Origin of the sequence: Shewanella sp. 10N.261.52.F9, assembly GCF_041471165.1 — a bacterium.
Taxonomy (GTDB): domain Bacteria; phylum Pseudomonadota; class Gammaproteobacteria; order Enterobacterales; family Shewanellaceae; genus Shewanella; species Shewanella marinintestina.
Window position 1 is genome coordinate 281,479 of record NZ_JBFRNX010000013.1, and the last position, 16,698, is coordinate 298,176.

Annotated in this window: 14 protein-coding genes; 7 read left to right on the forward strand and 7 right to left on the reverse strand. The window is 42.7% G+C overall.

The genetic code is table 11. The annotated features are described in order from the left end of the window. Positions 1-11: 11 nt before the first annotated feature. The 3 genes from AB4298_RS10255 to AB4298_RS10265 all read left to right on the forward strand — a co-directional run bounded on the left by AB4298_RS10255 (position 12) and on the right by AB4298_RS10265 (position 2,919). Positions 12-1,328: an anaerobic C4-dicarboxylate transporter gene (locus AB4298_RS10255; protein ID WP_371986613.1), complete on the forward strand. Its 1,317-nt coding sequence runs from the start codon at positions 12-14 to the stop codon at positions 1,326-1,328. Positions 1,329-1,418: 90 nt separating this feature from the next. Next, positions 1,419-2,060, forward strand: coding sequence for a 5,6-dimethylbenzimidazole synthase (gene bluB, locus AB4298_RS10260; protein ID WP_371986614.1), 642 nt, complete (start codon positions 1,419-1,421; stop codon positions 2,058-2,060). Between the two features lie 145 nt (positions 2,061-2,205). Continuing rightward, positions 2,206-2,919, forward strand: a complete 714-nt coding sequence (locus tag AB4298_RS10265; protein WP_371986615.1) for an oxidative stress defense protein — start codon at positions 2,206-2,208, stop codon at positions 2,917-2,919. 133 nt (positions 2,920-3,052) lie between these two features. On the opposite strand, the gene AB4298_RS10270 is transcribed toward AB4298_RS10265, so the two are convergent. After that, on the reverse strand, positions 3,053-4,219 hold the full coding sequence (locus tag AB4298_RS10270; RefSeq protein ID WP_371986617.1) for a porin: 1,167 nt from the start codon (positions 4,217-4,219) through the stop codon (positions 3,053-3,055). A gap of 284 nt (positions 4,220-4,503) precedes the next feature. Then, positions 4,504-5,028 (reverse strand): DUF3087 domain-containing protein, encoded by a 525-nt coding sequence (locus tag AB4298_RS10275; protein WP_371986618.1) that lies wholly within the window; start codon positions 5,026-5,028, stop codon positions 4,504-4,506. Between the two features lie 417 nt (positions 5,029-5,445). Here AB4298_RS10275 and AB4298_RS10280 point away from each other — a divergent pair, with 417 nt between their 5' ends. The 3 genes from AB4298_RS10280 (at position 5,446) to AB4298_RS10290 (ending at position 8,472) form a co-directional block, all read left to right on the forward strand. Next, on the forward strand, positions 5,446-6,792 hold the full coding sequence (locus tag AB4298_RS10280) for a Na+/H+ antiporter NhaC family protein (RefSeq protein ID WP_248998216.1): 1,347 nt from the start codon (positions 5,446-5,448) through the stop codon (positions 6,790-6,792). Between the two features lie 127 nt (positions 6,793-6,919). Further along, positions 6,920-7,633: a hypothetical protein gene (locus AB4298_RS10285; RefSeq protein WP_248998215.1), complete on the forward strand. Its 714-nt coding sequence runs from the start codon at positions 6,920-6,922 to the stop codon at positions 7,631-7,633. Positions 7,634-7,755: 122 nt separating this feature from the next. Continuing rightward, positions 7,756-8,472 carry a pseudouridine synthase gene (locus AB4298_RS10290; protein WP_248998214.1) on the forward strand — a complete coding sequence of 239 codons (717 nt, stop codon included), beginning with the start codon at positions 7,756-7,758 and terminating at the stop codon, positions 8,470-8,472. Between the two features lie 155 nt (positions 8,473-8,627). On the opposite strand, the gene AB4298_RS10295 is transcribed toward AB4298_RS10290, so the two are convergent. Further along, positions 8,628-10,784, reverse strand: coding sequence for a S46 family peptidase (locus AB4298_RS10295; RefSeq protein ID WP_371986620.1), 2,157 nt, complete (start codon positions 10,782-10,784; stop codon positions 8,628-8,630). A 265-nt stretch (positions 10,785-11,049) separates the two neighbouring features. Then, positions 11,050-12,249: an amino acid permease gene (locus tag AB4298_RS10300; protein WP_371986621.1), complete on the reverse strand. Its 1,200-nt coding sequence runs from the start codon at positions 12,247-12,249 to the stop codon at positions 11,050-11,052. A 688-nt stretch (positions 12,250-12,937) separates the two neighbouring features. Between AB4298_RS10300 and AB4298_RS10305 the strand changes: the two genes are divergently transcribed. After that, positions 12,938-13,492, forward strand: coding sequence for a TMEM165/GDT1 family protein (locus AB4298_RS10305; RefSeq protein ID WP_371986747.1), 555 nt, complete (start codon positions 12,938-12,940; stop codon positions 13,490-13,492). Between the two features lie 220 nt (positions 13,493-13,712). On the opposite strand, the gene katB is transcribed toward AB4298_RS10305, so the two are convergent. From katB to AB4298_RS10320, 3 genes are all read right to left on the reverse strand, one after another. After that, positions 13,713-15,176, reverse strand: coding sequence for a catalase KatB (gene katB / locus AB4298_RS10310; RefSeq protein WP_248998211.1), 1,464 nt, complete (start codon positions 15,174-15,176; stop codon positions 13,713-13,715). Positions 15,177-15,684: 508 nt separating this feature from the next. After that, positions 15,685-15,933, reverse strand: coding sequence for a hypothetical protein (locus AB4298_RS10315; protein WP_371986623.1), 249 nt, complete (start codon positions 15,931-15,933; stop codon positions 15,685-15,687). 93 nt (positions 15,934-16,026) lie between these two features. After that, positions 16,027-16,464, reverse strand: a complete 438-nt coding sequence (locus tag AB4298_RS10320) for a PaaI family thioesterase (protein WP_248998209.1) — start codon at positions 16,462-16,464, stop codon at positions 16,027-16,029. Positions 16,465-16,698 lie beyond the last annotated feature (234 nt).

Sequence of the window (16,698 nt, forward strand, 5' to 3'; positions counted from 1 at the left end):
AGGAACCCCCAATGTTCTTCGTACACATGCTCTTGCTGTTAACTGTTATCTTTGTGGGGATCCGCCACGGTGGGGTAGCCTTTGGTCTACTCGGTGGTTTAGGTGTCTCGGTGTTAGCATTTGTATTTGGTATCGCACCGGGTAGCCCGCCTATCAACGTGATGCTGATTATTCTTGCTGTAGTTGCGGCGTCAGCAACCCTTGAAGCGACTGGTGGTTTAAAACTGCTAGTACGCTACGCAGAAAAACTACTGCGTAAACACCCAAGCCAGATTGTATTTCTAGGCCCCTTGTGTACGTATTCTTTAACAGTATTGGTGGGCACTGGACACTCGGTTTACCCGCTATTACCGGTTATTTACGATGTCGCCTACAAGAAAGGCATTCGTCCAGAACGCCCGCTTGCCATTGCCACCGTGGCGTCGCAAATGGGTATTACAGCTAGCCCAATAGCAGCGGCAGCAGCAGTCGTTATTGCTACCTCAATGGAAAACAACTTAGATATCAGTTTGATTGATGTGCTACTAGTGACTATCCCATCGACATTGATTGGTGTGCTTGTTGCATCAGCTTGGAGCCTTAATCGCGGTAAAGATCTCGATAAAGATCCAGAATTTCAAGCACGCCTGCAAGATGAAGACTTTAGAAACAGCTTAATTGATACCGAATCAGATACTACTGATTCGGCTAAAAATGACAACACAGCAAAGAAAGGCTTAAGCATCTTTTTACTCGGTATTTTGTCGGTCATAGCCCTAGCTATGTTCAGTGACCAATTACTGCCAGAAGGCGTTAAAATGTCGGTAGCCATTCAGTTTATGATGCTATCGGTAGGCGCAATTATTCTGCTCGCGACCAAAATTGACCCGAAGAAAATCGTGCACAGCAATGTGTTTATTGCAGGCATGACCGCGGTGATTATTATTTTTGGTATTGCATGGCTAAGTGACACCATTATTGGTCATCACAAAAGCTATTTAATCGAGTCAGTTAGCGATATTGTCCACGCTTACCCTTGGTCATTTGCCATTGCTATGTTCACCGCTTCGGTATTCTTAAAGAGTCAGGCAGCCACTTTAACTATTATGTTGCCATTGGGCTTCTCGCTAGGTATTCCTGCGCCGGTGCTTATCGGCGTGCTACCAGCTTGTTATGCGTACTTCTTCTTCCCGTTCTACCCGAGTGACTTAGCAGCCATTAGCTTTGATAGAACTGGCACCACCCATATAGGTAAATACATCGTTAATCACAGCTTTATCATGCCTGGCTTTATTGGTGTGATAACAGCAACCGTTGTAGGCTATGCGATATCGATGCTAATTAACTAACGCATATAAGTTAGCTGCGTTACCTGTAAATTACAGTTAAGCTCTAGGCGCCCGTTGAGGCGCCTTTTTATTGCTTATTGAGAGAGCCTTATGAGCCAGTCATTTTCGTTAAACGATAGCCACCTACTTATGGACATCATGCGCCTTCGCCGTGATGTACGCGGCAATCACTTTTTACCTACCCCAGTTGATGACAGTGTTTTAGATAAACTGCTTGAGGCCGCACTGCACGCACCATCGGTTGGTTACTCGCAGCCCTGGCAGTTTGTGGTGATCCGCTCAGATAAAGTAAAACAACAAGTGCAGCAATCGTTTTTACAGGCCAATATTGCCGGGCAAGCGCAATTTACTGGCGATAAAAATGCTCAGTACAGCAAGCTCAAACTAGAAGGCATATTAGAAGCCCCGGTTAACCTTGCGGTATTTTATCAACCACAATCGACTCCAGTGCTTGGGCAAACCAGTATGCCTGATATGGGGCGTTTCAGTGTGGTATGTGCCATTCAAAACCTATGGTTAATGGCTCGCTCACTAAATATCGGTGTAGGTTGGGTCAGTATTATTGACCCTAATGCAGTAAAACAAATCCTAAATGCCCCAGAGCAAAGCGAACTAATTGGCTATTTATGTATTGGCTATGTGGATGAGTTTCTTGATGAGCCAGAACTAAAAACCGCCGGTTGGGAGCAACAAAAAGTAATTGATGATGTACTTTTTAAAGACAGTTTTTAGCTAACTCTAAACTGTCGATAAAAATACTTTTAAAAACAGTTCTCAAAAAAAGTTTAAAAATAAAACCCTTTTTCAAAACGGCGACGTTTATAGCTAACAAGACAAGTCATTCATACTTGAATCAGTTACTATTTTTGGAGCCATTATGAAATCATCAATTATTGCCGCCGTCGTTTCTACTCTTATCGCTTCAAGCAGCATGATAGCAAGCGCCCATGCTGCTGACGTGGACTTCCCTCATCTAAATACCATAGGCACAAGTGAAATCGCGGTTAAAGCCGATATGGCTGAAGTAAACGTTGAAGTGGTCATTAAAGCTAAAACCGCTCAAGACGCTAAAAGCGGATCAGACAAAGCTGTGGCAAGCTTCCTAGCTCGCCTTGAAAAAGCCGGTATAGATAAAGCGCTTATTCAGAGCGCCAATATCAATTTGCAGCCGCAATATCAATATGAAAAAAATAAGCCTAACCAGCTTATTGGTTACAACGCCAATCGCCGCATCAAGGTAACGGTAATGGATCTTGCCAAGCTCAATAACATCTTAGACTCAGCACTTGAGCAAGGTATTAACCGCATCAATAACATTGCGCTTAAGTCGAGTAAAGAAGCTGAGTATGTCGAGCAAGCCAGAATGGCTGCGATTAAAGATGCCCAACAAAAAGCCAAAACCTTAGCCGCGGGCTTTGGCGAAGAAATCGATGGCGTATGGGAGATCAGCTACTTCGAGCAGCGCCCAATTCAACCTGTCATGCTACGTATGAACTCAGAAGCTAAAAGCTTCGATGTAGGCCAAAGCTACCAGCAAGGGCAAGTGATGATCCAAGATAGAGTTGAAGTGACCTATCGTTTAAAAGATTAGTCGTTTGAGGATCTAGTCACGACTAAAATTCGTGCAGCTTAAAAACAACAAAGGCTTACCCGTTAAAGGCAAGCCTTTTTGCTTACTGAACTCACGCTGTTGGTGCCATTCAACAGGCTAAATAACGGACACGCTATAAAATATAGCGAATACCAATGGCGACACCGTCATCTTCGGTAAGCTGCTGCGCCGACTCTTTATCTGGATCGCGGCTAGAGAAATCACTAAAGTCCTTACGCGCTTCTAGATACATAACCAAGCTATTATCCCAGTAATAGTGTACGCCAGCAAAAGCAAACTGGCGCTTAAACACATCGCCTGGGTGAACTCTTTCATACTCATCGCCAGCCTCTAAAATATTGTAAGAGGCCAAAATCTTAATATTATTATCGAAGTAGTAAGACACCAAAGACTCTAACCCGACTGCATCTTGTAAAAAGCGGCCCAAATTATCTGTGTCATGGTACTCGTTAGCATTCACATTCGCAGCGGCATAAAAACCAAATTGATCCCAGCCGCCCCAACTCGCGCCAACACCATAGATATAATCTGTTTCAGATATTACTCGGCCACTAGCTGTTATGCCCTCTGGCTCACCAATATTTCCGCCTGCTGTTAAGGTAAACATTGAAGTAACGTTATAAGTTAAGCCCACACCGTAAGTGTTATCGTATTCAGTCATCACCAAACGGTTTGGATTACCAGAATTGTCATCAGGGATATCCGATACGCTGTTTTTCAGCTGCATCTGCACCGCCATACTAAAATCACCAAAGCTATTACGGTACTGAATGATTTTATCACCACGACCGACACCATTAATGGCACCGTCAGACTTGTTATAAGTGTAAGTTCCCGAGGCATTACCATCCCAAACCATGCCATAGTTGGTGTTGTATACGACATCGTACCAAGCACCCCATTGCTTACCAATAGAAACTGAACCGTAATCATCGTGACTCAGACCGACATAACCGAGACGATTATTGAGAAAGTCACCGCTTTTAGTTTCAAAATTACTTTCACTGCTATAAGAAATCGTGCTGTTACCGAATGGATTTACCCCCCACTCCAGTTTGACGTAGCTCTTCCAGTCATTCGACATATTACGAGTAAAGGCGAAGTTAATCCGCGAGCTACCGTTGACCACTTCAGTGACGCCCTGAGTATCAATCACTCGAGCATCAACATAACCACCAATCTCAAATACATTCTTGTCATCTTTATAGACTTCAACGGCAAAGCAATTCGGCACAAAGGCCAAAGCCGCAAAAGGACATAGTGCTAGCGCTTTTTTCATGGGATCTCCAACCTTGGGTATCAATTCATCAATCCGTTTTTCTGATTTTGCTTAAGCGTTTTAAGCAAAATAAATATTCTGTGAATTGAATGATTAAATTCAGGATTCACTAAATAAAAACATAGCAAATAAATGACTTAATACAAGTTGAAGCCAAAAGTGATAAAGGTTTTAAATGCAGGCATATGGCGCGACAAACTAGAACAAAACAGCTAACCAAATTTAGATTACAAGTTCGCTAGCCGTTTTCGAAGATATGATATCAAACAGTATTGAGGTAAGTATTAGATCTGTTCTAGCATTGTAGGTTCAAATTGCTCAGCACTAATACTCAAACCTAAAGAGGCTATTTTATCGTTAAGCTGATTTAAATCTTGCTCAACGGTTGCAAGGGTTAAGGTATTGTCATCTAGGGTGTATACCTGTTTTAAGCTGACAAAATAGAAGCTTAAAATAATAAATGCGTTTGGCTCATTATTTTCGGCAGCTTGCTTTATCTTAGCGAGCTTGCGGTAAATTTGATTATGTAACTGCTTTAAACGCCACACATAATAAACTTCTTGAAAAAATGGCTTCTGCTTTTGGCTGTTTAATACCGCACTGCAAACCGCTAATGCTAACACCACGCCAATAACATTAAGATGAAAGTTACCTGTTGATTCGCCACTTACCGCAGCTGGCGCACCAAAAAAGTGAATAAGTATTGCGCCAAATACCAAAGCTAATATCGCCAAGCTAGCGACAAAGCTCATGATCACCTTATTAGTGTTCTTACGGTAAGTTGTTTTATCAATATCCATCAATTGCATGTTAATTCTCTTTTTATCAAGTCGGTATTTACGCTGATTACATATGCCATGGTTTAGCCCAAGACTTAAACCACTCAAGCTTACCACTTATCGATAAACTCTAGATGAAATATCACTCATCAGATCCACAGAACTTTACTTAAATTGATTTGTATTTTACCCACAAACTTGGCAACTTAAGCCAAACCTTAAATAGCGACAGCTAAGCCAACCGAGTTCACAATTTTTGGTAAACCAGCTGTTAGCAGTAAAAACATCTAGACGTCTAAATTGACAGACGTCTTTCAATCTCATATCCTCTCACCTATTGAGATGTACCATTCTATGATTTAGCGATAACTAATGAATAGTTTGTTCCAGCTAGGAGGGCAATGGGAACAATGGTTCAAAGACTGATAGAAGATAAGAGAGATAACATTGACGACTTCCAGTAATGCCCCTGAAGCCCAAACCGCAAAAACGGCTCCATCGTTTTTAGCCCTGACGCCACTATTTTTATTTTTAGCGCTATTTATTGGTGCTGGCGTTTACTTTCAAAGCCAAGGTGTAGACTTTGCCTTTTATCAATTACCAAGTGTAGTGGCAATTTTACCCGCCATTATCTTTGCTATTTTGATTTCAAAGCAAAAGCTTAACCAATCAATAGAAACTTTTTTAAACGGCATTGGCCACTCAAATATCATCGCAATGTGTATGATTTATTTACTGGCGGGTGCATTTGCTTCAGTAGCCAAAGCGACTGGCGGTGTTGACGCTACTGTTGCCCTAGGCTTGTCTTTAGTGCCATCAAGCTTACTACTACCAGGGTTCTTCGTGATTGCCGCGTTTATCGCAACCGCAATGGGCACCTCTATGGGTACCATCGCAGCTGTAGCACCAATTGCACTAGGCGTTGCCAACGAAGCGCAAATCGACTTGGCCATTATGGCAGGTGCGGTAATTTCAGGTGCACTTTTTGGTGATAACTTATCAATTATTTCTGACACGACCATTGCAGCCACCCGTACCCAAGGTTGTGAAATGAAAGACAAGTTCCGAGAGAACCTGATTTTCGCTATCCCAGCTTCAATCATTACCTTGGTAATTTTTACTTTAGCTGGCCAAGGTCAAGCACAAGTGGCAGCTCAGGAAATTGATTTTGTTAAAGTCATTCCTTACTTAACGATTTTGTTCTTAGCCGTTGCCGGCCTTAACGTATTTGTTGTACTGACTATCGGTATTCTGCTTGCAGGTATTACTGGCATCGCCACCATGGATTACGGTGTAATCCAATTCGGTCAAGATATCTATGCTGGTTTCGGTAGCATGCAAGAGATCTTCATCCTGTCTATGTTAGTCGGTGGTTTAGCTGCGCTAATGCAGCAACAAGGTGGTCTAGCATTTGTAAGCCAACAGATTGAAAAGCTAATTAGTCGTTTCTCTAAAGCCAAAGGCGAAGCATCGTGCCGTGCATCAGAGTTAGGTATGGCCGCTATTGTGGCAGCAACCAACACTTGTGTAGCAAATAACACAGTATCGATTGTGGTTACTGGTGACATCGCTAAAGATCTTGCTCAAAAGCATGGTGTAACACCTAAGCGCGCAGCAAGTATCTTAGATATTTTCTCTTGTATCATTCAAGGCCTTATCCCTTACGGTGCACAAGCTCTGCTAGTTGCTTCAACCTTCAGTTTATCGCCATTAACAGTTGTTACTCACGCTTGGTACTGCATGATCTTAGCGGTTGTTGCTGTTGCCATCGTTATCTTGCGTAAACGTAATTAATCAGGCAGGTTGTAGCTTTTAGGTACTAAAATCTGTTCATAAAGAACTGATTAATCCCATCAAGGAGTACATGAAAATGTACTCCTTTTTGCTGTTTATTACGCCGTGAAATCACAGCAGGATAGCTATGAGCAACACATTAGAACATCAATCTATGCAGTATGATCTGCACCGCCTAGTGGTGGTGATGATTTTTATGGGAGCATTAATTGCGGCGATAGGCGTGTCGCTATCAGTTTGGTTTGAATACCAAAATATTGGCTCAGAAGTGCTTAATCAACGCGCTGATTTTTTAGGCGACTATACCTATACCCGCTACGCATTTATCTACAACATCTCTTTGATGATAGCCGGCTTATGTATTGTGTTGTCTATGGTGGCCTTGTTTCTATTAAAGCTGGGCTACTTCAGTAATTACCTATCTTTGATTGGCGCTTGGGTTGGCTTTTGCGTGATCTTGATGGGCATTTTTCCTATCAACTATTTAGAAACCCATAGACTCGTTTCAACCTGTTTTTTAGTGGGTACAGTACTTATGTACTTTCTGTGTATTACCGATAAATTTAACCACAATTCAGCCTGCAGTTGGCCAGTATTTTTTATTAGTGTTTTGGGCTTTATTGCCGCATCAGGACTGGTTTTTCAGTTAAACTGGCACACCTTAGATTTTACTCCCTGTGACAAGCCCCATACTCAAAGCCATTACTGCTGGGTGCCTATCACTATGTGGGCACAAACCAATATAGTAATGATCTGGTGTCTAGCCCACGCATGGGGAATTCGTAAAGTGGCAATAATAAACCAGCAGTCACTGGCGCAGCATTATTTGGCTCCTGAGTAGTCCTGTTATTTACAAAGTATTGAAAGACAGTGCTAACGATGGAGTACTAACACTACAATTAACTCTACGCTCACAGTTCTATACGCTGAGCATTAAGTATTAATAAAGAGCACCAATCTCCAATGAGACTCGCAAAATACCTCGCATTAACCGGCTGCTGTTCACGCCGTGCTGCCACCCGTTTTATCAGAGATGGCTTGGTACGCATTGGTGAACGTCAAGCAAACCATGTTGATACAGTCACTATTATCGACACTGCAGACGGCCAACAATGCTTAGAGCTGATTTACGTTAACGATGAGCTCGTTGCTAATGTTGAAGCGAAGGCTTATTGGTTATTTAACAAAGCTGTAGGCACTGACAGCCGCCTACTACCAGACTTACCAAACAGTTTATTGCATCTATTGCCGACCTCTCCAAGGCTTTATCCAGTTGGCCGTCTTGATAAAGACAGTCGTGGTCTACTGATTTTAACCAACGATGGTGAGCTGACGCACAAGCTGATGCATCCAGATTTTGGTCATGCTAAGACTTACCATGTGCAAGTTGACCGTGCTTTTGATGATGCTTTTCTGTCGAGCATGGCCGCAGGGGTCAGCTATAAAGATGTCGTCACTTTACCTTGTGTGATGAGCCGTTTAGGCTCTGATAAATATCAGATAACCTTAACCCAAGGTTTAAACCGCCAGATTAGGCGTATGTCGCAAGCCTTGGGATTTAAGGTTATCGACCTTAAACGAGTGTCGATTCAGAGTTTGCAGTTGGGGGATTTGCCTGAGGGTGAGATGAGACCTTTAAGTTCCGATGAACTAAAGAAATTGTTAGCTTCTGTTGCTTAAGATTTAGGTTCGAGTTAACCATTAAACTTTGTCTTACCAATATGGCAAAACGACAACTCAACAAATCACCAAAAATCAAAAAAGCCGAAACACTTTCATGTTTCGGCTTTGGCATCCAAAAGACCTATCTAACCTTGGTCTATCAAGGTCGAAAATTAATGAACAATTTCCATTTCTTCTAGTAGGTTATCGGCATTATCAAGGTACTTCATTACCCAAAGCATATAACGGCTATCCACTTGGATAGAACGGTTAGTCTGTGGATCGTAACCCCAATCACCAATGATACTCTCGTATACACCATCAAACAGTAAGCCAACAAGCTCTGCACGGCCATTTAACGTTGGTGAACCTGAATTACCACCTGTGGTATCAAGCGTTGATAGGAAGTTAACTGGCACAGAATCCAGTGATTTCACGTAGTAATCACCATATTGCTTATTCGCAATAAGTTCTAACTGCTTAACTGGCGCGTTAAACGGCTCAACACCTGTGTCTTTGGCTAAAATACCTTCTAGGCGAGTAAACGGCACAGCTTTAAGACCATCTTCAGGTGAGTAACCTTTCACGTGACCCACTGTAACACGTAGGCTTGAGTTAGCGTCTGCGTAAACAGGCTTACCTTGCTCACGGTTATAGGCAATGATGGCATCCATGTATTGTGGACGTACCTTCATTAAATCACCCGCTAACTGCTTTTCCGCTTTTTCACGCTTCATGCGCTCGTCATAAGTCGCAACAGCATATTGAATAAATGGATCTTTCGACTTTTTAAACTCAGCGACAGATTTGTCCATCCAAGCCAGACGTGTGTCTTTGTCAGACAGCTTAGTGTTGGCGTACATCTTATCTAACGTCTTGTTAAACTTAGCCATGTCAAACTTGTTGCCAATCCCAAAGGCTTTATCAAACGCTGGTAAACGCTGATCTTTTGGTAATGCGGCATAACGGCTGATTAGATCTGCAAGTATCGCTTTATCTACACTAGCCGCATAACGGCGCTCAATACGCTCCATACCAGAGGTAAAGCGAGTCATATCGCGATCTTGATAACCAGGCTCACGTTGCATATCAGGTAACGCTTTTTCATTAGCTAGACGGTACAGGCTATTTGCCGTGCTCATCATAGTACTATAGCCCATGTAACTTAGCAGTAAATCGCGCTCTTGGCCTTGCTGCCCCTTGGCAATTAACTTATCAAGTTGCGCTAACACCTCGCCGTATTTAGCCTGGCGCTTTTTATCAGCTTTAATCCAGTTTGCTAGGTCTTGCTCTAGGCCTTTACGATCATCAAGCATGGTTGATTTACCGTAAAACTCGATCATTGAAGTGAAGTTTTTCGCGTAGTTTGCTAGACCAGCAATCGAGCTTTCATACTTAATACGCTCATCGCTGCCTTCTGGCGCAGTCTCTTTGATAATATCAATAATGCGCTCACGTAGAATTTTACCTTCTGGGTAAGCCCACTCAAATTGGTTCTCAACTTCGTTAGCGGTGCGGTAGCGATTAGTACGGCCTGGATAACCTGCGACCATCACGAAATCGCCTTCACTGACGCCTTTAGCTGAGACTTTCAAGAAGCTCTTTGGCTCAAAAGGTACGTTGTCTTTACTAAAGTCTGCTGGCTTACCATCTTTAGATACATAAGCACGATAGAAAGAGTAATCGCCTGTATGGCGTGGCCACATCCAGTTATCAACATCGCCGCCGTACTTACCCACGCTAGCTGCTGGGTTATACACTAAACGTACGTCGCGAATTTCTAGCTGCTTAACGAGATAATATTCTAAGCCACCGTGAAAGCTATAAACTTTACAGCGGTAACCATCTTCTTTTTCACACTCAGCGACTAAGCTCTTTTCTTGTTGCTCAATGCCTTTATAAAATGCGTTACCCGTTTCACCTTCAAGGCCATTTTTCACTTTATCGGTTACATCGACTACGCTTTCGGTCACGTACACACGTGAGCCCGGAGTAGCAGGAAGCTCGTCAGCAAAGGTCTTGGCTAAAAAGCCATCGCGTAGTAAGTTATTTTCTGGAGTAGAGTTATATTGGATAGAGCCATAAGCACAGTGATGGTTAGTCACAACCAGGCCCTTTGGTGATACAAATGACGCCGTACATCCACCTAAGCTTATTACTGCGTTCATTGGGAATTCGGTCAATTTAGAAATCGAGTTAACATCGATTTCTAAGCCCTTTGCTTTCAGTTCATCAGCCATTGCTGGAAGCTGGTAAGGCTGCCACATACCTTCGTCAGCTAGAGCGCCAAAAGAGGTCGCGATAGCTGCTGTCAAAAGCCATTTTTTCATTTTTATAAGTCCATTTTTTTATTTATTAAAAATATTATTTTGATTTTTTCTGTTGATTGCTTGTTCGTCACCACAGCTTTAAGCTTGGTTTTTACTTCTCTATTATTTAAAAGTATTTAGGCCCAAAAACAAAAAAGCCGAGCCAATATTTTCATATTAGTGCTCGACTTTATCACATGATGCGCGGGTAACAACAGCCTATGAATTACTCTCTTACAAAGCAGTGTTCCTAGCCATAAGCGTTATTTTCTCGCTATAAATTCAATTATAGCGCAACCCAAAGCTGGGCCAAGATAATAGTTAAACCCGCTAAGCCCGCTAAGGCTAATGCGCCATTACCACCACTCACTTGGTAACCACCTAGGTTCTGCTTACGCTGACGAATCGCCATAGCAATCGGTAGGAAGATAATCATCACTACCAATGGAATTGCTGCATAACCCAAGACCTTATAGAAACCATCTGGGTAGTACAGTGCGCACAATAACGGTGGTACAAAAGTAAGTAACCAAGTTTGTGCGCGACCTAAAGCGTTTTCTTTAGCGCGAGTCAGTTCAGCAATGTAGTCAAATAAACTCATGGTCACACCAAGGAAAGATGTTACCAAGGCTAAGTTTGCAAACAGATCGATAAACTGCTGTAAAATTGATGACTCAGCCACACCTTGTAACGCTGACACTAACTGAGGTAAAGAGCCATCAAAAGCATAAACGGTTTTACCACCTAAAGTGCCTAAGGTCACCATTAACCACAGGATATAGCACACGAGTGGAATGGTTGAACCGATAATCAAGACTTTACGCAGTGACATGGCGTCGCCATCTAAGTAACGCACGATTGTCGCGATACAGACATGGAAACCAAATGAGGTAAATACAATGGGGATCGCCGCTAACCAAAGGTTAGTTAGGTCTTGCCCAGCCACTAAGCCTTCTGTTGAGTCTTTCATCATTAGACTCATATCGACTTCTGGTAGTAAATACGCCACCACAATCACTAACAGCGCTATCATCGAAGTGAATAAAACCCGCGACACTTTATCAATCCAGCGTACTCCAACGGCAATCAAACCACCAAAAATGGCCGTAAAGATTAACACGGCGATTTGGTTATCCATCTCCATGCCAACAAGATCCATCTTTGATTCAAGCAGCGACGAGCCACCCATCAGATACACCATGGTTAATGCAAATAATAAACTTAAGAAAGACGCACCTTGAAAGAGTTGTCCTACACGGCCTAAAGTCTTGCCGGTAATCGAGTGCATATTAAGCCCTACACCGGTGCGCAAATTGATTTCAAGCATCAATAGCGAGGTGTAAATTGATACGCCCCAAATAGCGATAAGTAATAGCAGTGCGGGAATTGTGCCTAACGATGCGGTTGCCAATGGCAACGCCAACATACCGCCACCAATTGCCGTTCCGGCAACAATGGCAATCGAGCCAAGTATTTTTGAGTTCACAAAATTGTCCTGTTAAATTTTATAATTTATTTTTGTAGGTCAGATTTAGAACGACTTTGAGGGAGAGAATTTTGCAAGTTAACAATATCAATAACTGCCCCCAATCGAATCTGGTCATCATCGACCTTGAAGATTCCAATTGGCCCCAACGGCTAGTTAAATAAAACGTGTATTCACCTTATCAACTTAGCCACTGAGGCTGGATAAATCGTGGAAAATACAGAGTGAATTGCTTCATTACGGCTCTTTCTCTAAAAAATGACTGCCACGACATTAACAGCAGTATTCCCTGTGGGCAAGCCCTCTAGGGCACTTAAAATCAACTTGGCACGACTCGTTAACATGGGTGTAAAGATTAAGCGACAGCTACGTTACTTAGTCCTAAATTACCGATTAATTTATTGCTTGCTTTCGCTTTAGCGTTGAAAAAAACAGCGCAGTCGCTATAATGCCGCCTCCGCTTCAGGGGAGTAGCTATCAGTAAACTGATGCAACTGCATGCAATGGCAGTCCGCGCCGGTTATTGAGTGTGTATCAACATAATTGGCCATATGCCATGGTACATACAGCAGTTCAAAACGTCGGTTTTGAGTCTACCCAGCAAGACCTGAGCACCGCACCTCTTAAATTTGGGGAAGAGCTGCCGTGCTTAGTTATTGCTAATAAGTCCCCATTACAGGATCAACTCTTGGAAGCACTGCTCGCCTCAACCTTTACTGTTGCTATCGCTGAAATCGGTGATAAAACTCAGCTACTCGCGCTAATTTTAGCTGCACGCTTTAAAAATAAAACTGCAATTGTACTCGGCATTTTTCTCTCAACCTTAATCAATCACTTTGCCGCCGCTTGGCTAGGCCAATGGGCTATCTCATGGATAAGCCCTGATGTTGGCCGCTACTTAGTTGCCGCTTCATTTTTTGCTATTGCTCTGTGGGTACTTATTCCGGATAAAGTTGATGCTAAAGAAAGCCGCTTTTATGCAATGGGACCATTCTTAGCCACTTTTGTTTTGTTCTTTATTGCGGAGATGGGTGATAAAACCCAGATAGCGACTATGGTGTTATCGGCGAAATACGATGCTTTGGCTATGGTGGTGCTGGGGACAACCTTGGGGATGTTAATAGCCAATGTGCCAGTGGTTATTGCTGGTCACTTTAGTGCAGAAAAGCTACCGATGAGCTGGATCCACCGCGGCTGTGCCGTGTTATTTGCACTACTCGGTGTGGCAACCTTAATTTTTTAGATAAAACAAAGAGTTTACTCTTAAATAACTCGCCCTCTGCAACATAGAAGAAACAGCTTTATAGATCGGCATTTATGCCGTCAAATTTAGCTATGAAACCATGAACCTGATGGGCTAAAGCCCAACCTATAAAAGAAAAGGCAAAACAGTATAACTGTTTTGCCTTTTTTGTTGCTGACTGATGGCTAACGCTTACTAAAGCAAAGTTAGCGGAATCGCGTTACATGCCGATTGCGCTTTTAACACGCTGACCGTAGTCACTGTCAGCTGCAGTAAAGTGCTCTACCATCTTCAGTTTAGTCGCTTCGCTTACTACACTTAATGTACCAGCGATGTTAGCAATCAAGCGCGCTTTTTCATCTTCTGGCAGTAAACGATATAAGTCACCTGCTTGACTGAAATCATCTTGGTCGTAACGACTGTAGCGGTCAGCTTCGCCATCTAAACGCAGTGGTGGCTCAGCAAATTGCGCTTGGTCTTGCAAGCCATCAAAACTGTTTGGTCCGTAGTTTCTGCTTGCATCACCACCTGTTTGGCTACCAGAGAATGGACACTGTGTACCCGCCATTGCTCCGCCACGCTGATGATGATTAGCCGTTGTTGCATGTGGGCAGTTAACAGCTAACTGGTTGTAGTTGGCACCAATACGGTAGCGCTGAGCGTCAGCATAAGCGAACAAACGTGCTTGCAGCATCTTATCTGGCGATGCCCCTACACCTGGTACCAAGTTGCTTGGCGCTAATGCCACTTGCTCAACTTCTGCAAAGTAGTTTTGCGGTAAACGGTTTAGCTCTAGCTCACCAATTTCAATCAGCGGGTAATCAGCGTGTGGCCATACTTTAGTTAGATCAAATGGGTTGATCTTGTAAGTATTTGCCTCAGATTCTGGCATGATTTGCACTTTAACAGCCCATTTAGGGAAGTTACCATCGGTGATCGCTGCAACCATATCGCGCTGTGATGAATCAGGGTCAATACCTTTAAGAATATCAGCCTGTTCAGCCGTTAAGTTAGCGATGCCTTGCTTAGTCTTGAAGTGGAACTTCACCCAGAAACGCTCACCTTCTGCATTCCAGAAAGAGAATGTGTGTGAACCAAAGCCGTGCATTTGACGGTAGTTAGCAGGAATACCACGATCTGACATCAACACGGTAACTTGATGCATAGCTTCAGGGTTTAGTGCCCAGAAGTCCCACATTGCGTGTGGATCTTTAAGGTTAGTTTGTGGGTTACGCTTTTGCGTATGAATAAAATCAGGGAACTTAATACCGTCACGCAAGAAGAATGTTGGCGTATTATTACCTACAATATCGTGGTTACCACGAGTAGTGTAAAAACGTAGGCCAAAGCCACGTGGGTCACGCTCTGCATCTGCAGAACCCATTTCGCCACCGACTGTCGAGAAGCGAACAAAAGTTTCAGTCTCTTTACCGACACCGTTAAAGTGGTCAGCTATTGTGTATTCACTCATATCACGAGTCAGAGTGAACTTACCATAAACGCCAGTACCTTTAGCGTGCACGATACGCTCAGGAATTCGCTCACGGTTAAAATGCGCCAGCTTCTCAATAAGGTGCCAATCTTGAAGTAATAACGGGCCACGCTCACCTGCTGATAATGAGTTTTGGTCATCACTAATTGGTGCGCCGTTTTGTGCAGTAAGAACTCGATTTTGCTGACTCATAAATTACTCCTGATCTTGGCTATCTTCGAGCCAAGTTTCGATTAAATCAAATAGTGTGGCCATGGTTTATCCTCTATATGCGATACGCTATGGCGATATGGCATCAATGCCGTATGTCGATGAACTGATAATAGGCCCACAACCGAAAACAAGAAAACGATTAAAATAGATAACGCTAAACTGAATTGCAGATTAACATTTTTTTGGAAGTGGCTCTAAAAATAAAAACTAATTTAATTAGGGAGTTGGAGAATAGTCCGCAAGCACGATTCTAATCTTGATGTTAATCAATCAATGAATTGTTCAGATTTTTACACTGGTTCGGTATCGCAATTAAGGGGAGGAATGCTAAAAAAATGCTACATCTTGATGTAAGTGCGGGATTTTATTGGAAAGGAAACGTTTTAAATTCTATTTACATTTGTTAAATAGAGGCGAAATGAGCGAGTTTCGCCTCGTTAGTTACGATTTTTACACTTAAATAGCCATTGATATAGATTGTCACTTGTTAGCTGTCGTCTTTTAATTTAGCGTTAACTTGATAAAGTTTAACCAGATAATAAGCATCAATCAGTACAATGAAGAAATTGACTAGCGCTACAGGAATAGCATCAATGGCTAATCCATAGGCCACAAATAGCGCTGCACCAACAAGGTTCCACCAGCGTAACTTCTTGATATTAGACATCATCAATGAGATTGCGACGACAACTGACGCTATGTATCCCACCCACTCCCATATTGTTGCGTTATCCATTACGCTATCCTCATATTATCAGTACTGATCTGAATAAAAGTCTGAGTTAATTTTAGGTCATATCAATAGGCTTTAGCTAAATAAAGCTGTTGTTTAACGCTTAACGACCGCTGCAGTCATTCGAGAAATACAGCAAAGTTCACCCGCACTATTATGAATAAGCACTTCCCAAACCGAACTGCGCTTCCCTAAATGAACTGGCTTAGCTGTAGCCGTTAACGTACCATTACGTGACGCTTTAAGATGGTTAGCATTAATCTCTTGTCCCACACAGTAATAGTTTTCAAAATCGACCGCGAAATTTGCTGCATAGCTCGCGACAGTTTCAGCTAGAGCCACGTTTGCACCGCCATGAACAATGCCCAGCGGATTGTGAATAGCGGGCGATGCAGGCATAGTTGCAACCATATAGTCTTCACCAATTTCGGTAATGGTGATCCCCATGGTTTGCATCAAGGTGCCTTTACCATGCATACCTGCATCCATTTTTGCACAGACTTCAAGCGTTACTGGCTTAAACCAAATCGACATCTTCTATTTCCAAAAATACTATTAGTGCAACTAGTCTACTTTGTCTGCAAAGATCTTTAAACCTATCAAAATTTTCTGGGTGGTTTTAACTGGTGAATCGATAATTTGATTCGCTGGCAGGAATGGCTGAAACCAACGACAGAATGAAAGTTTGAAGTCAGTATAAAAAAGCCCAAACAGCGGATTTGCTATTTGGGCTGAATTGGCGCGCGACTAGGCTTAATATTTTTTGTC

Excerpts from the sequence above, each read along its gene's own strand:
- AB4298_RS10255 (WP_371986613.1), top strand. The coding sequence starts at position 12 with ATGTTCTTCGTACACATGCTCTTGCTGTTAACTGTTATCTTTGTGGGG.
- bluB (WP_371986614.1), top strand. The coding sequence starts at position 1,419 with ATGAGCCAGTCATTTTCGTTAAACGATAGCCACCTACTTATGGACATC.
- AB4298_RS10265 (WP_371986615.1), top strand. The coding sequence starts at position 2,206 with ATGAAATCATCAATTATTGCCGCCGTCGTTTCTACTCTTATCGCTTCA.
- AB4298_RS10270 (WP_371986617.1), bottom strand. The coding sequence starts at position 4,219 with ATGAAAAAAGCGCTAGCACTATGTCCTTTTGCGGCTTTGGCCTTTGTG.
- AB4298_RS10275 (WP_371986618.1), bottom strand. The coding sequence starts at position 5,028 with ATGCAATTGATGGATATTGATAAAACAACTTACCGTAAGAACACTAAT.
- AB4298_RS10285 (WP_248998215.1), top strand. The coding sequence starts at position 6,920 with ATGAGCAACACATTAGAACATCAATCTATGCAGTATGATCTGCACCGC.
- AB4298_RS10290 (WP_248998214.1), top strand. The coding sequence starts at position 7,756 with ATGAGACTCGCAAAATACCTCGCATTAACCGGCTGCTGTTCACGCCGT.
- AB4298_RS10295 (WP_371986620.1), bottom strand. The coding sequence starts at position 10,784 with ATGAAAAAATGGCTTTTGACAGCAGCTATCGCGACCTCTTTTGGCGCT.
- katB (WP_248998211.1), bottom strand. The coding sequence starts at position 15,176 with ATGAGTCAGCAAAATCGAGTTCTTACTGCACAAAACGGCGCACCAATT.
- AB4298_RS10315 (WP_371986623.1), bottom strand. The coding sequence starts at position 15,933 with ATGGATAACGCAACAATATGGGAGTGGGTGGGATACATAGCGTCAGTT.
- AB4298_RS10320 (WP_248998209.1), bottom strand. The coding sequence starts at position 16,464 with ATGTCGATTTGGTTTAAGCCAGTAACGCTTGAAGTCTGTGCAAAAATG.